This is a genomic window from Flaviaestuariibacter amylovorans (assembly GCF_039541815.1).
Lineage (GTDB): Bacteria > Bacteroidota > Bacteroidia > Chitinophagales > Chitinophagaceae > Flavisolibacter > Flavisolibacter amylovorans.
Window position 1 is genome coordinate 92,435 of record NZ_BAABGY010000011.1, and the last position, 13,812, is coordinate 106,246.

The 13,812-nt window shown below is 64.4% G+C and carries 12 protein-coding genes; 4 read left to right on the forward strand and 8 right to left on the reverse strand.

The genetic code is table 11. The annotated features are described in order from the left end of the window. Positions 1–9: 9 nt before the first annotated feature. From ABD937_RS17265 to ABD937_RS17300, 8 genes are all read right to left on the reverse strand, one after another. Complete coding sequence (locus tag ABD937_RS17265; RefSeq protein ID WP_345257055.1) at positions 10–933, reverse strand: nucleotidyltransferase family protein; 924 nt, start codon at positions 931–933, stop codon at positions 10–12. A gap of 5 nt (positions 934–938) precedes the next feature. Next, positions 939–2,255 carry an O-antigen ligase family protein gene (locus ABD937_RS17270; RefSeq protein WP_345257057.1) on the reverse strand — a complete coding sequence of 439 codons (1,317 nt, stop codon included), beginning with the start codon at positions 2,253–2,255 and terminating at the stop codon, positions 939–941. Beyond that, complete coding sequence (locus tag ABD937_RS17275; RefSeq protein ID WP_345257058.1) at positions 2,228–3,352, reverse strand: DUF1972 domain-containing protein; 1,125 nt, start codon at positions 3,350–3,352, stop codon at positions 2,228–2,230. Before ABD937_RS17275 ends, ABD937_RS17270 begins: the two co-directional genes overlap by 28 nt. A gap of 234 nt (positions 3,353–3,586) precedes the next feature. Beyond that, positions 3,587–4,357 carry a 2OG-Fe(II) oxygenase gene (locus tag ABD937_RS17280; RefSeq protein WP_345257059.1) on the reverse strand — a complete coding sequence of 257 codons (771 nt, stop codon included), beginning with the start codon at positions 4,355–4,357 and terminating at the stop codon, positions 3,587–3,589. Then, entirely contained in the window at positions 4,354–5,496 is a 1,143-nt protein-coding gene (locus tag ABD937_RS17285) for a glycosyltransferase family 4 protein (RefSeq protein WP_345257061.1), read from the reverse strand. The genes ABD937_RS17280 and ABD937_RS17285 overlap by 4 nt, the downstream gene beginning before the upstream one ends. Beyond that, on the reverse strand, positions 5,493–6,455 hold the full coding sequence (locus ABD937_RS17290; RefSeq protein ID WP_345257062.1) for a glycosyltransferase family 2 protein: 963 nt from the start codon (positions 6,453–6,455) through the stop codon (positions 5,493–5,495). Before ABD937_RS17290 ends, ABD937_RS17285 begins: the two co-directional genes overlap by 4 nt. Continuing rightward, positions 6,442–8,067: a hypothetical protein gene (locus tag ABD937_RS17295; protein WP_345257063.1), complete on the reverse strand. Its 1,626-nt coding sequence runs from the start codon at positions 8,065–8,067 to the stop codon at positions 6,442–6,444. Before ABD937_RS17295 ends, ABD937_RS17290 begins: the two co-directional genes overlap by 14 nt. 332 nt (positions 8,068–8,399) lie before the next feature. Next, positions 8,400–9,770, reverse strand: coding sequence for an oligosaccharide flippase family protein (locus ABD937_RS17300; protein WP_345257065.1), 1,371 nt, complete (start codon positions 9,768–9,770; stop codon positions 8,400–8,402). A 367-nt stretch (positions 9,771–10,137) separates the two neighbouring features. Between ABD937_RS17300 and ABD937_RS17305 the strand changes: the two genes are divergently transcribed. The 4 genes from ABD937_RS17305 to ABD937_RS17320 all read left to right on the forward strand — a co-directional run bounded on the left by ABD937_RS17305 (position 10,138) and on the right by ABD937_RS17320 (position 13,541). After that, positions 10,138–12,039 (forward strand): T9SS type B sorting domain-containing protein, encoded by a 1,902-nt coding sequence (locus ABD937_RS17305; protein ID WP_345257066.1) that lies wholly within the window; start codon positions 10,138–10,140, stop codon positions 12,037–12,039. A gap of 226 nt (positions 12,040–12,265) precedes the next feature. Continuing rightward, positions 12,266–12,535 (forward strand): hypothetical protein, encoded by a 270-nt coding sequence (locus ABD937_RS17310; RefSeq protein ID WP_345257068.1) that lies wholly within the window; start codon positions 12,266–12,268, stop codon positions 12,533–12,535. A 145-nt stretch (positions 12,536–12,680) separates the two neighbouring features. Then, complete coding sequence (locus tag ABD937_RS17315; protein ID WP_345257069.1) at positions 12,681–12,938, forward strand: hypothetical protein; 258 nt, start codon at positions 12,681–12,683, stop codon at positions 12,936–12,938. Between the two features lie 123 nt (positions 12,939–13,061). Beyond that, positions 13,062–13,541, forward strand: a complete 480-nt coding sequence (locus ABD937_RS17320) for a hypothetical protein (protein WP_345257070.1) — start codon at positions 13,062–13,064, stop codon at positions 13,539–13,541. The last annotated feature ends 271 nt before the right edge of the window (positions 13,542–13,812 follow it).

Here is a 13,812-nt window from a genome sequence, read left to right on the forward strand (position 1 = left end):
TGTTTTAGATCAGCAAACGGGCCGGAGGCTTTGCGGCTGCGCGGTGTAGATGCCGAACACGCCGGCCTCGTAGCGCGCCATCAGCTTGTTCTGGAATTGCGCCGGGTCGGGCTTGGCGAAGTGCTTGCCGGCGGCCATGCTCATCACGATGCCGCGGCTGTTGCGGCGCCCGCGCTCGGTCTTGCGGCTCCAGCGTCGTGCCGTGATGCGCCACAGCAGCGAGTCGAGTGCATTGCCCGCCGCGTTGTTGAGGGAGCATTCGACGGCCCGGCGCAGCGGGTGCCGGCGGGTCTCTTCGAGGTAGGAAACGCGCATCGAGAAGTTGGGCAGGTAGTTGCGCGTCCAGGCGTTCTGCCGGAAGAAGGCATCGAAGGCGCCGATGCCGCGGAGCGGGAGCAGCGTCACGATCTCGGTGGCGGTATAGAGGTTCTTCTCGCGGATCTCGAGTGCACATTCGTCCACGAAATAGTTCATGCAGAAATGGTGCTGCCTGCCTGCGAGGTAGGAGAGCTTCTTGAGGCCATGCAGCAGCGTGCGTGCGAGCCAGAGGCGGTTGGGTGCGGTGATGATGAAGAGGTCGATGTCGGAGCGCTCGTCGGCCCAGTTCTTCGACAGCGAGCCCGATACGGCCACGCCGCGCACGAAGGGAAAGCAGGAGACGAGGCGCGCCACTTTGCCGGCCGTGTGCAGCAGGGCGCGGGCCTTCGCGTTACCCGCGCGCCGGCGTGGGGCAAGCGAAGGATCGTTGTGCAGCGTATAGAGCTCGTCGAAGCAATACACCTGCTTGGCGGCGAGCAGCTCGCGCAGCGCCGCGCCGATGGCGGCGGGTGTATGCGTATGGTGCGAGAAAAGGCGCAGCTCCACGGCCGTGAGCGGGTAATGGAACAGGTCGAAGTAGGTGAGCGTGGCGAGTATGTCGGTGTGGGGAGACAAGGCGATCACATTTTTACCGGGATGCGGTTTCCAGTAAAAACGCGGCGCGTGGTGGCGGGGTTGCCCGGTGCATGCTTTATTTCATGTTCCTGTAACGCGGCCCATCCGAAGAGCGATCCGAAAAAGGCCACGAAGAAGATCCCCTTGTTGACGTCGAGCAGGTTTTCGGAAACCCCGGTAACGGCCACCAGCAGCACGAAGGCGCCGAAGACGCCGTTGCGGCTCCGCCACGCAAGGCGGGCAAGGAAGGCGAGGAAGCCGCAGTAGCCCAACACTCCCAGTATGCCGCCGCGAATGGCGAAGCTGAGGTACTGGTTGTGCGCATTGAGCTCGTTGAGGTAAGAGTCATATAGCCGTGCGTTCCAGTACTTTTCTTTGAGGAGCGCCACCTCGTCTCCGGTTCCGTGGCCCCATAGCGGCGATGCTTTTACGAGCTCCCAGCCGAGGGCCCAGCGCGCGGCGCGCGGGTCGGCCACGGAGTAGCGGCCGCCTTCCGTAGTGAGGTCGCTGCGCAGGTCGGTAACGAGGCGTTGCGATAAGCCGTCGGAGCGGTTGATGGCAACTGCCAGGATGCCGGTGAGCAGCACCGTCACCACGAGGTAGCGGATGCGGGCCGCGCGGCGCTCCAGGAAGAAGGGAACGATGCCGAGCACGATGAGCCCGGTCGCCAGCAGCACCGACCGCGAGCCGAGCTGCACGAGTGCGGCCAAAAGCACGGAGGCAAGCAGCATCCAGCCCGCTGCCCGAAGCCTCCGCCGCTCGCGCAGTCCTTCGCGCAGCACTACGGTCAGCGACAGCGCGCAGAAAAGCGACCCGTACGTAGCGTGCAGCCCGATAGGCTCGGCAAACCGGTGGCTGATAAAGTGCGGCCCGAACAGGTCGGAAATCGGAAGCCCATGAAAGCGGATCACCGCGAGCGCGTCACCGTAGAGATACAGCACCACCGCCGCGTTGACGACCGCGAATGCGCGCAGGATGAGGTGCGTGGCACGCCGCAGGTCGCCGTCCTGCAGGGGCAGCAGCAGCGGGAACAGCGCGAAGGCGAGGTGCCGCTCCCACATCGTAAAGGCGGTGCCTTTCTCCGACGACCAGGCCGTGGCCGCGAGGGTGATCCAGAATACCCCTTGCAGCAGGAGCACCTCCCGGCGCCACAGCCTGTGAAGATCGCTGCGCCGTACCTGGATGAGCGTATGGGCCACGAGCGAGAGCAGCAGCAGCTGGCTGTAGAAGCGCTCGAAGGGCAGGGACGCTACAAAGAGCAGCCCGTGCCCGAGCGAGATCTTCTGCGCCGCCGTTATTCGGGGAGCGGTATCTGCGGGCATGCGGAGCGTTGTTTTACGGTAGCGCAGATCAGCTCGTCGTAGGCCGATACGATGCGTTCCCAGTTGAAGTGCCGCGCGATCTTCGCGCGGTTGTTGCGGGTCTTTTGGCGGTGCTCGTGGCGCACGATGCCATCCATGAGGTCGGCCACCTCCTGCAGGTCGGAGAAGTAGAAGCCGTCGGCGCCGAGGATGCTTTGGTTGAACGGATTGCGGTGCGCTGCGATGAGGGCGCCACTGGCCATCGCCTCCAGCAGCGAAGGGTTGGTGCCGCCTACGCTGTGCCCGTGGAAATACAAGGCCGCGTCGGCGCGCAGGCTGTGCACCACCGCCTGGTCGAAGATGGGGCCAAGGAAGCGGATGCTTTCCTGGCGCCGGTATTTTTTGCGGAGCATCGTGCCATAGGCATTGCCGGTGTTGCCCACCACCACCATCTGGCGCGGGATGTCGCTTTTCACGAAGCCGTCGAGGATGGTCTCGATGTGGTTCTCGGGCTCCATGCGGGCCATCAGCATGAAGTAGCCGTTGGGCTGCAGTCCGTACGATTCGAGGTGCCGCGCATCGGGCGGGCCGGGCAGCTCCGCGCCGTAAGGAATGTAGCGGCTGTTGATCCCGTACTCGCCGTCGAGGAGCTCCTTGATCACTTCGGAGTCGGCGATGTGCCCGTCGCTGTGGCGTACCGCGAGGCCTTCGGCCCATTTGAGGAAGCGTTGCACCGGCGCGGAGTACTTGCTGCGCATCCACTCGAGGCCGTCCATATTGGAAAGGATGACGCTGCGGCGTGGGAAGAGCGGGTACCACACCGAGGAGCTCGTATAACCCATGAAGAGGAGCACGTCGAAGCGGGCGCGGCGCGCGTGGCGGATGCAGTTGAGGTCGTACACGAACTGGCCGGCGGTGCCCAGCAGGTGCTCGGGATCGTAGCAGTGAATGAGGCGGATGCCGTTCCACTCGGGCTGTTGGTAGGGGTGCCGGTGCGAGCAATACACCGACACGTCGTGGCCGCGCGCGGCCAGGCCCACCGAGAGGTACTCCGTGATCTGCTCGAAGCCGCCGTAGTGGTTCGGGATACCCCTGGTGCCGATGATCGCTATGCGCATGGGGCACCGGTGTTCGTGAAGCGTGAAGCATGAATCGTGAAGAGGATCAGGCCGCAAGTAAAGACATCCGTGCACCGGCACGCTTTGGGAGGATTCATCCGGTATAGCTGGTTAGTACCCATTTTATTAGTTAGCAGTTATTCCAATTTAGTCAAATCTTCTCGCACTACTCGCGGTACAAAAAGGTCTCCCACTTTGAACGGCTCATTCACGATTGACGATTCACGATTGACGCTAATGCTTCGCCGTGGCCGACCCGAACAGCTTGTTCTTGATCTTCACCGCAGGGTCGTAGAGGCGCGCGAGCAGCTTCTTCAGGGGCTCGTCGTCGCCCACATGCCAGTCGGTGGTGCGGGGCCGCTCGATGGTGCGTTGATGGATCATATAAGCATAGCCGGCGATGGAGGTGCGGTGCTGCCCTTCGGGGAAGGAAGTGCGGTCGTAGCCGTGCAGCGTATAGCGGTTGGTGAGCTGGATCACGAGCCGGTTGAAGGGGATGCCGATGCTTTTCTTCTCGCCCGTGCGCAGGTCCTCGAGCTTCAGCTGCCCGCCGTACTCCTCCTTCCAGTCGTTGTTGAGATACAGCAGCAGGTTGAGCGTGCGGTACCAGTTGCTGTGGAGCGGGTGGTAGTTGAAGTCGATGTGCATGTCGAGGAAGGAACCCTTCTTGCCCTGGTGGATGCCGCCGCCGTGGAAGGCTTTGTCCACGAACACGGGCTCATTGGAGATATACTGCAGGAAGGCGCCGAAGCGCTCCGAGCACAGGTCGTTGTACAGCTCGGTGAAGAGGGGCGACAGGTCGCGGAACTTCGACTTCTCGAACTTGTTGGCCGCGAACACGTAGTCGCGGCTCTTCGTATGGAGCTCCGGGAGGCCGGCCAGCAGTGCGTGCAGCTTGTCGTCTTCGCAAAGTCCGTCGATGGCGAGGTGCGGAAAGGGGCGGGCAAGCAGGAACTGCAGGCGGTAGTCATCCTTATGGGCCTCCAGATGGTCGAAGCGGATCATGCGGGCAGGTTTTGATGGTGAGCAAGGATCAATTGGTGCAGCGTATCGGCGGAGCGCTTCCAGCAGTAGCGGGCCTGCACGAGCGCCGCGCGGCGCTGCAGCTCCGATTCCGGCGTCGGGGCCTGCAGCAGCTGCTGAAAGCGGGTTGCGAAGGCGCGTTCGTCGGCAGGGTCGAGGTGGTCGGGACCGAAGAAGTCGAAGTCGCCGAGGGCAAGCGCGTTGGAGCAGAGCACCGGCGTGCGGGCCGCCGCGGCTTCGAGGGGCGGGATGCCGAAGCCTTCACCCTTCGACGGGTAGAGGAACAGCTCCGCCGCCTTGTAGAAATACGGAAGGTCTTCGGGCGGCACCCAGGGAAGGTGGTGCAGGGCCTCCTGCTCCGAGGGCGAAAGGCGCCCCAGCAGCTCGTCGAGCTCCGGCACCGGCAGGGTAGGGCTGCCGATCAGCACGAGGCGATAGCCCTGCCGGTGCAGGCCGCTTCCGAAGAAGAGCCGCAGCAGCAGCGCGTGGTTCTTGCGGGGCTCGAAGCGGCTCACCAGCAGCACGAAGCACTCCAGTCCATACTTTTCCCGGATATAGCGGGCCGCTTCGCCCTTCGGGGCGCCCCCGTAGAAATGCGGGGCCACGCCGTTGGGCAGCAGGTGCACGCGTTCGCGGGGTACCCGCAGGTGCCGCTCCATCGCCCCGCGTGCGTGCGCCGACACGGTGGTCAGGATGTCGGCGCGCCGGGCCGTGCGGCCATAGAGCCAGCGCTTCAGCAGCCGGTAGCCCATTGTGTACGCTCCGGGCAGGTCGCAGAACAGCACGTCGTGCGTGGTCACGATATATCGGCAGCGCTTCAGCGGCGGCGCGATGTATTGAAAGTGCGCGAAGTCGATGCGGTGCCGCCGCAGCAGCGCCGGAATTTCGAGCAGAAGGCGCCGGTAGGAGGAGCGGCTGCGCAGCGGCACGAAGTGCACGCCGTCCCGCTCGCCGAAATGCTCTTTCAGCGCTGCGGTGTCGCGCGCGGCGAGGTACAGCTCGATGCCTTCGCGCCCGGCGAGCTCGCGGTAGAGGCCGCCGATGAAGGAGCGCGTGCCCTGGTAAGGGCCGTCGAACACGTGGGCATCCACAAAGAGGCGTATGGGCCGGTGATTCGTCATCCGCTCTTTTTGATGGTTTGGTAGATGCGGCGGAGCCAGGCCTCGGGCAGGAAGGAGGCGGCCAGCAGCCCGTAGCCGGTGGCATAAAACGGCCGGCACGCAAGGGCGCGGCGAAGGCTGCGGCGGGCATGCGCCGGCTGGTAATTGTTCCAGAGGTATTTCTTTCCGATCAGCGCGTGGTAGGCGCCTTCCTTGATGCGGCGGCGGTCTTGCTTTTGAAGGATCGCCTTCAGCTCCTCGCCTTCTTCGGCACTGATGGCGCCGCGTTGCAGCACTTCGCTTTTTAGCGCGCGGAAGCGGGCCGTACGCCAGCGCTCGTCGATGGTCACCGACTGCGCATTGAGCCGCACCTGGATCAGCGGCGTATCGAGGTTGCGGGCAGTGCCCGCCTGTAGGAGGCGGCCCCAGAGCAGGTGGTCCTCGAAGCTGTGCGCCCGCAGGTCGTAGCCACCGGCGGCGATCACATCGGCCTTGCGGTAGAGCACGCTCGAATGAATGAAGGGACAGGCTTGTTGATACTGTGCGCGGATGGCCGCGTCGGTGAGTGCGGGCGGCGTGGCCGCGAACACGAAGCGGCGCTCGGCGTCGATATAGTCGGCGGCGGAGCCGAGCACCACGAGCGACGGGTCTTCCTGCAGGGCGGCGTATTGCACGGCGAGCCGCTGCGGGTAGCAGATATCGTCGGCATCGAATCGGGCCACGAGCGGCGCACGCGCCAGCTCAAGACCGGTATTCAGCGCGCCCGCCACACCGCTGTTGGCCTGCCGCACGAGGCGGATGCGGGGGTCGGCAAAGGTGCGCACCACAGAAGCCGTGTTGTCGGTGGAGCCGTCGTCGATCACCAGCAACTCGAAGTCGGTAAAGGTCTGCGCCAGTACGGAGCGCACCGCGTCGGCGATGTAGCGGGCTACGTTGTAGGCCGGCATCAGCACCGTGATCTTCGGCTCATGCGGCGTCATGGGCAGTGGTTTTCAGGTCAAGGAAAAGCAGGAGCTCGAGCAGCGGCAGGAGCGAGAGCTGCTCGAACCAGTAGTCGGTTCCGATCAGCACCGACGCGAGCAGCAGGAGGGACAGACCGTAGGTGAGGCGCCGCCACTTGCGTAGGAAGAAGCCGGCGTAGAGCAGTAGAAATGCGGCCACGCCGGGGAGCCCGTATTCCCCGGCCAATTGGTCGTACACCGAGTTGGGTGTGTGGATCACCGAGTGCAGGTATTCGGAGCGGGTAAAGTAGGAGAGGTGGAGTGCGAGATGACCCTCGCGGAAAGCCGGGTCAATGTACGTAAGGCGTTGGGGATAGGCGCCGGCGATGCGGAGGCCGGTAGCGCGGAAGGCGAGCTTCGACGACCAGCGCCCGGTGCCGGCGCCGAAGAGGAGCAGTGCCGGGTGCGCCGCCAGGTGCGAAGCCGTTTGCTGCAGCGCGCGCAGCTTCCCGGGCAGGCGCGATGGTGCCGGGGCGGCGGCGGTAGCGGCCGGTAGTGCGGTGGCGGCGAACTGCATCCATTGCCGCCGCTCGGTGCTCGTATCGTCCTTGTGCTGGTAGGGAGCCGTGTGGATATTGGCCTCGGGGAGCGCGGGCTTTTCGGCGACGGCGGCCAGCGTGGCGCTCACCGCAGGGGCGGGCGGTGCGGTGCGCAGCTCCTGCAGGATGCCGCTGCCGAGGCTGTCGAGGTACAGGCGCGCGCGCTTCTGCCGGCGCTCGTCGGAGGTGAGGCTGCTGTCGGGGCGCTCCCAAATCGGGACGGGTTTTGCTGCAGGGGCGTGTGGACGGCTTACACCGAGGGTGCCGGAGAGGATCTTGCCGATATAGTCGTTGTTCTGCGGCGACACCCGGGCCCAGAACACGATCATCGGCAGGCAGCAGCCCGCGAGGATGCTTTTCTGTGTGCGGTCGGAGCGGAAGCAGAACAGGAAGACGAAGCAACCGAGGAGCGCCGCGTTCACGAGGTTGGAGCCGGCGAGCAGGAGCGTGCCCAGGCATAGGGCCATCGGCCACCAGTGCCTCCGACCGTAGAAATACAGCACGGCGGCCGCGTTGATGGCGGCGTTGGTGGTGGAGGTGTCGAAGGAAAGCCCGCGGATATGATCGCCGGTGTTGATGAAGTATTTCTGGAAATCGCCCTGGTAGCGGTAGGGGTTGAGCGCCCCGGTTTCCAGGATGATGCCCGCGAGGGTGCCCCAGGATACGAGCGCGTTGAGCACGAAGAAGACGAGCAGCGTGCGGTGGAGGCGGGCGTCGCTGTTGCGCTCGGTGAATCCTTTCAGCTGGTGAATGGCCAGCAGCGCAGCCCCCCAGAAGGCGATGCCGGTGGCAAAGGCATACCCGTAGTTGGGGGCGCCGAAGCTCCCGTTGACCAGCGCGCCGATGACGGCAAGGCCTATAATGGCCGGGTAGAAGAGGGGCAGGCGGCCTTCGCGGAAGCCAAAGCGGAAGTGCGGGCGGAGCAGGCATACGAGGGCAAGGGCCAGGAGTTTCACCACCAGCTTCACGTTGAGCAGCAGGATCAGGAACAGCAGGAGCAGCGGGTCGATCTTGTTTAGCTGCGCCCGCCACGCGGCAGCCGGTGGGTGCATGCGGGTTCTTTGATGTCGAATACGCAAACCGGGCTGCATCGGTTGCCTGCTGGGTGCACAGGAGGGGAAGGAAGGGTCTTATCACAGCACCTTAGGGAGGCTTCGTGGCTATTGGTAATCATGACGCTTTGTAATTTGTTGAGTGGACGGCCGCAAGCGGCCTGTTCCACGCGGCGGCGCTACGAAGGGCGGCGCAACCAGGACGACTTAATCATCAAGAGCCAGCTCGTATTTCTTCGCCACGCCGTCGCGTCGTTGCGTCGTTGCGTGATAAGGCCGCTTGCGGCCGTCTGTTTTGGCAATTCTTGCGCCTCTTGTAACTCGAACAGCGGTCAGGACCGGCGCCATGCTGCAAGAAGCCGGTATTCCCCGAGTCGCAACTGGCGCGTAGCCAGCAGCAGCAATACAAACAGGAGCGCACCGCTGAGGACGCCGGTGGGTCCGCCCAGCAAGGCTGCGAGTGCGACCCCGGCTCCTGCCGCTCCCGAGCACGCGAGGAGGGGCCTCCAGGAGGGACGCTGCGCAGCTGGCAGCGCACGGTGGTAGAGCACGGTTTGCAATCCGATGGCAATGGTATACGCCGCCGCGGCGCCTTCCTTGCCCCAGGCGGGCACGAGCAGCACGCAGGTCACCGCGTTTATGGCAAAGGTGATGGCGAAGATCCGGAAGAGGAGACCCCGCCTACCCGCCGCGAAGTGCAGCGACCAGCACAGGTTGTTGAGGTAAAGCAGCGGCATGGCCAGGGAAAGCAACGCGATGGTGCCGGTGTTGACCGCGCCGTAGCGGCCGCCGGAAGCCTGGTCGGCCAGCGGCGCCCAGCACCCGTTGAGCCCGAGCGCCACGCCCGCCGCCAGCAGCGCCTCGTAGCGGTTCAGGGTTTCGAACGAGAGGGCCTCGCCCGACCGGAGCTGCCGCGTAAAGCGGGGCACGAGCAGCGGGGCGATCACCAGCAGCGGGAGCTGCGCGAGCTCAAAGGCCTTGTAGGCGAAGCTGTATTCGGCCAGCAGCGCCGGCGAGCGGGCGCCGAGGAAGATCCAGTCGAAGCGGGCGGTGGCGGCGGCGAGGGCTACGGTGCCGAGCAGGGGCCCCGCATCGCGGAGCAGGGCACGGTAGCGCGGCCACAGGCCGCGCCACTGCAGGCCCCCGGGCACGGAGCGGTGAAAAAGGGTGGCGGCGGCCAGGAGCTCGATCGCATCCGACACTGCAAATACCAGCACTGCTTCGAAAAGGCTGATGCCATCGGCGCCGGCTAGGAGCAGCCCGGCGGCCTTCGCGATGTTGGCGCCCACCGACATCGGCAGCAGCAGCCGAAAGCGCTCGAGGCCTGCAGCGGCGCTTTTGTAGGGTGCGGCCAGCGCGTAGGCCCCCTTGCCGAGCAGGAGCACGGCCAGGGCGTTGCCGGCAGCGCCGCTGCGGCCCCAGATCGCCCAGGCTCCCAATAAGAGCACGATGCCGGCGGCCGCATGCAGGAGGGCAGGCGGGAGCGCTTCTGCCGGCTTCCGGCCGGCGGCTACCTGCTGCACCAGCAGCTGCTCGGTGCCGAACGAAGCAATGCCGTAGGCCGTGAGCAGCAGCGCCCCCATCCAGTTGAAGGCGCCGAATTCCGCGCGCGGCAGGCCGTTGGCCAGCAGCACGAACACGGCGAGGCCGAGGGCCTGGTTGATGACTCCCTGCAGGGCGTTGTAGGAAAGGTGGCGCAGCATCCGGAGGTGAATACGCACCCGGGCCGGGAAAGGCTGCCTGGGGATCTCAGATGTGTGATCTCGGATCTCAGATCTGTGGAGGATTTCAGATTTCAGATGTGTGATTTGAGATTTATTGCTAACGCACGTGGGGATCTCAGATCTCGGATCTGGGCTGACGCACGCGGGGGATGTCAGCTGTATCTTCTCAAATTTCCCTTCGTGTCCCAAACCCTCCTGAACCTTTCTGAACCCTTCTGAACCTCCCTGAACCTCATTAGCACATTACCCCATCACCCCATTAGCACATTGCTTATCTTCGGTGGGCTGCACGCTAACGAAAACACACCTTGCCATGGGCCGGTCGGTCTTGCTATTGCTTTCTCTGATGCTGTTAGGCGTGCGCTCGGCCGCGCAGCTGTGCACCGGCTCGCTCGGTGATCCCATCGTACACATCACCTTCGGCAGCGGCGGCAACCCCGGCCCTTCGCTCTCCACCGCCGGGCCTGCCTACCTGTATTCCGGCAACGATTGTCCGCCCGACGGCTCCTACTCCGTACGCAACAGCACCGTCAACTGCTGGGGCAGCACCTGGCACAACATCACACAAGATCATGGTGGCAACTCCGGCGGCTACTTCATGCTGGTGAATGCGAGCCACACGCCCGGCGACTTCTACGTAGACACGATCCGCGGGCTCTGCAGCGGCACCACCTACGAGTTCGCAGCCTGGGTAATGAACGTCAGCCGCCCCAACGGCTGCAACGGCAACCCCATCCGCCCCAACCTCACCTTCCGCCTCGAGCGCACCGACGGTACCCTGCTCCGCACCTACAACAGCGGCGACGTGCCCTTGACCGCGGCGCCCCAATGGAACCAGTACGGCTTCTTCTTCACCACGCCCGCCACGCTCTCCGACGTAGTGGTGCGCATCGTCAACAACGCGCCCGGCGGCTGCGGCAACGACCTCATCCTCGACGACATCACCTTCCGCCCCTGCGGGCCCCTGGTCACGCCTTCGTTTGTGGGCAGCCCCGGGCCGGAGCAGAACCTCTGCTTCGGCACCACCGCAGCGTACGACCTCAACGTATTGCTGTCGGCCGGCTACACCGCACCCCGCTTTCAATGGCAGCTGAGCCTGAACGGCGGTGCCTGGAACGATATCGCCTTCGCCACTACGCAAACCTGGCGCGTCGTGTTCCCCGCGGGTACGGCGCCCGGCTCTTACCGCTACCGCCTCACCGTGGCCGAAAGCGCCAACTGGGGCAACGCCACCTGCACCATCGCTTCGCAGCCCCTCACCGTGAGCGTGCACGCCCTGCCCGAGGTCACCGTTACGGGCCCGGCGTCGGCTTGCGCCGGCGCGGCGGTGAGCTTCGTGGCGGCGGGCGCGGCCACCTACAGCTGGCGACTCCCCTCGGGCGCCGATGGCAACAGCACCGACCGCCTCACGCTCAGCGCGGCTGCCCCTTCCGATGCCGGCACCTACGTGCTCACGGGTGCTTCGGTGCATGGCTGTACCGACGACAGCGCGTTCACCTTCGTGGTGCACCCGCGCCCGGTGGCGGTGGCAGGGGCCGATACGATCACGATCTGCGCCGGTGGCAGCGGCGTCCTCGCGGCCTCGGGCGGGGGCAGCTACCTCTGGTCGCCGGCTACGGGCCTCTCCGACCCGGCGATCGCCAGCCCCGTGGCCAGCCCGGCCGACAGCAGCGGGTATGAAGTAGTGGTTACGAATGCCGAGGGATGTACCGATACGGCCCGGGTGCAGGTGAACGTACGCCCCCCGCTCGTGGTAGACGCCGGCGCTGACCGGAGCCTCATGCGCGGCGACGCCGTGCGGCTGTCGGGCACCGTTAGCGGCTCCGATTACACCACCGCCTGGACGCCGCCCTATGCGCTGGCCGACCCGCTGAGTCTCGAAACCGACGCCCGCCCCCTGGTGGATACCGCCTATGTGCTCACCGCGCGCTCAAGCGCCGGCTGCGGTGAGGTGCGCGATACGGTGCGCATCCGCGTGTTCCGTAAGGTGGAAGTGCCCAACGTATTCACGCCCAATGGCGACGGCGTCAACGACCGATGGGAGATCCCCGCGCTGGAGGCCTACCGTAGTTATACGCTCGAGGTGTTCAACCGCTGGGGCCAACCGGTGCTGCGCCGCCGCAACGACCCCCGGCCCTGGACCGGCGAAAGCGGCGGTAAACAATTGCCCGCCGGCACTTACTACTATGTGCTCCGCATCGACGACAACGGGCAGCGCTTCAACGGATTCGTGGACCTCATCCGGTAAGGATTTCAGATGTTTGATTTCAGATTTCAGATTCAGAATCCCCGATGCAACCTGCTCCCCTGGCGTGCGTCAGCCCCAAATCTGAAATCACACATCTCAAATCCGAGATCTTCCTGGTGTGCGTCAGCAATAAATCTGAAATCACACATCTGAAATCTAAAATCCTCCATCCGTGTAAATACGGATGAGATGTTCTATCTTCCTGCCTCATCAAACCAACTGCTATATGGTACACGCAATGATCACGCACGACGTTCAGGATTTCGATGCCTGGAAACCTCATTTCGACGCTGGCGCTGCCGCCCGCGAAGGCGCCGGCATCCGGGTACACGCCATCTACCGCGGAGCCGACAACCCCAACCGCATCACCATGCACAGCGAGGCCGACTCCGCCGAGGCTTTCCAGAGCTTCTTCTCCAACCCCGAGCTGGGCAAGACCATGGCAAGCGCCGGCGTGCTCAGCCGCCCCGAGGTGACCCTGCTCCACAAGATCTGATCTCGGATCTCGGATCTAAGATCTATGGCTAACGCCGCTGTAGATCTGAGATCCCTCCCCGCGTGCGTCAGCCATAGATCTGAGATCACACATCTGAGATCTCTCTCTGGCTTCACCTTTGCAGGGAGTTTCCTAAACTGGAACGATGATCGAAAAGCAGGAGATCAATGGCCGCGACGTATGGCTGAAGGTGGACGTGCACCCGGTGCACCGCGAGAACCCCAACATCATCCCCACCGAGTATTTCACGGTGAGCTACTACATGGACGACCCGGAGCACGAAGGCGCCGCGGGCATCCTGGTGCAGGACGAGCTTGGGCAGCCCCGCCTCTTCGAGTCGCCGGTGGCCGCGCTCACGGGTGGCCGACAGCGTATCGAAACCGACCATTCGGGCGTGGTGTAGGCAGGACCTTAATAAACAGATGGAAAGTCCCGGCACGAGAGCCGGGGCTTTTTTGGTTTGACAAAACGCGGCCGGGGTGATATTAGTTGATTACATTGCCGTTTCACCAACTGCTGTGCCTCCATGCGCTTCGCCCGCCTCCTTCTTCCTGCCCTTGTTGCGCTCTCCGGGGCGGCTTCCGCACAGGAGGCGCCGCGGATGCACCGGAATATCTTCTATTCCAATGTGCCTAATACCACTACCTACGCCGAGGTGTCGTTCACGCTGAGCGCGAAGACCGTGGTCGCCATCCGCGCCTCCGCCCCGTTCCTTGCCTTCGGGCAGGATGAAACGGCCATCGGCACCTGGGTCGACCGCGGGGTGACCGACACCCTTGCCATGTACCTGGAGCAGCACGTTGGGGCCGCGGTGGCCGGAACACAAGCCAAACTCCCCGGTGGCGTCTCCTTCCAGTTCGTGCCCAACGGCCGGCAGTCGATCAGTGTCGACCGCGCGGGCAACCTCGTGGTGTCGTTCACCTTCCTGTCGCAGTATGCAGGCGCGCCCGGCTCGTTCCGGTACCTGCAAAGCAGCACCGACAGCAGGGGAACGAGCATCCGCTGATGGCCGCAGTATCTTCTATACAAACGAGCAGGTTCCTGCTGGCGCAAAAAAAGCCCCGGCGGTACCGCCGGGGCGTCTTGTAATCCCAGTCTCAAAAGCAGTAGCCACCTTGGCGGCGACCCTAAAACCATTTCCCGGAAGCAGTTGCCGGTCAACCGCGGCACGCGGTGTACACGGGCCGGTAAAACAAAGAACCCCTTTCCGGCGCGCCGGCGCAATACCGTGATCAGGGTATTTTCCGCGGCCGCAAAGAAATGTCTACTTTTCGCCA

Bases quoted from the DNA above. Each gene is read 5' to 3' on its own strand.
- ABD937_RS17315 (WP_345257069.1), top strand. From the start codon at position 12,681: ATGATCGAAAAGCAGGAGATCAATGGCCGCGACGTATGGCTGAAGGTG.
- ABD937_RS17320 (WP_345257070.1), top strand. From the start codon at position 13,062: ATGCGCTTCGCCCGCCTCCTTCTTCCTGCCCTTGTTGCGCTCTCCGGG.
- ABD937_RS17270 (WP_345257057.1), bottom strand. From the start codon at position 2,255: ATGCCCGCAGATACCGCTCCCCGAATAACGGCGGCGCAGAAGATCTCG.
- ABD937_RS17300 (WP_345257065.1), bottom strand. From the start codon at position 9,770: ATGCTGCGCCACCTTTCCTACAACGCCCTGCAGGGAGTCATCAACCAG.
- ABD937_RS17305 (WP_345257066.1), top strand. From the start codon at position 10,138: ATGCTGTTAGGCGTGCGCTCGGCCGCGCAGCTGTGCACCGGCTCGCTC.
- ABD937_RS17280 (WP_345257059.1), bottom strand. From the start codon at position 4,357: ATGATCCGCTTCGACCATCTGGAGGCCCATAAGGATGACTACCGCCTG.
- ABD937_RS17285 (WP_345257061.1), bottom strand. From the start codon at position 5,496: ATGACGAATCACCGGCCCATACGCCTCTTTGTGGATGCCCACGTGTTC.
- ABD937_RS17295 (WP_345257063.1), bottom strand. From the start codon at position 8,067: ATGCACCCACCGGCTGCCGCGTGGCGGGCGCAGCTAAACAAGATCGAC.
- ABD937_RS17275 (WP_345257058.1), bottom strand. From the start codon at position 3,352: ATGCGCATAGCGATCATCGGCACCAGGGGTATCCCGAACCACTACGGC.
- ABD937_RS17290 (WP_345257062.1), bottom strand. From the start codon at position 6,455: ATGACGCCGCATGAGCCGAAGATCACGGTGCTGATGCCGGCCTACAAC.
- ABD937_RS17310 (WP_345257068.1), top strand. From the start codon at position 12,266: ATGGTACACGCAATGATCACGCACGACGTTCAGGATTTCGATGCCTGG.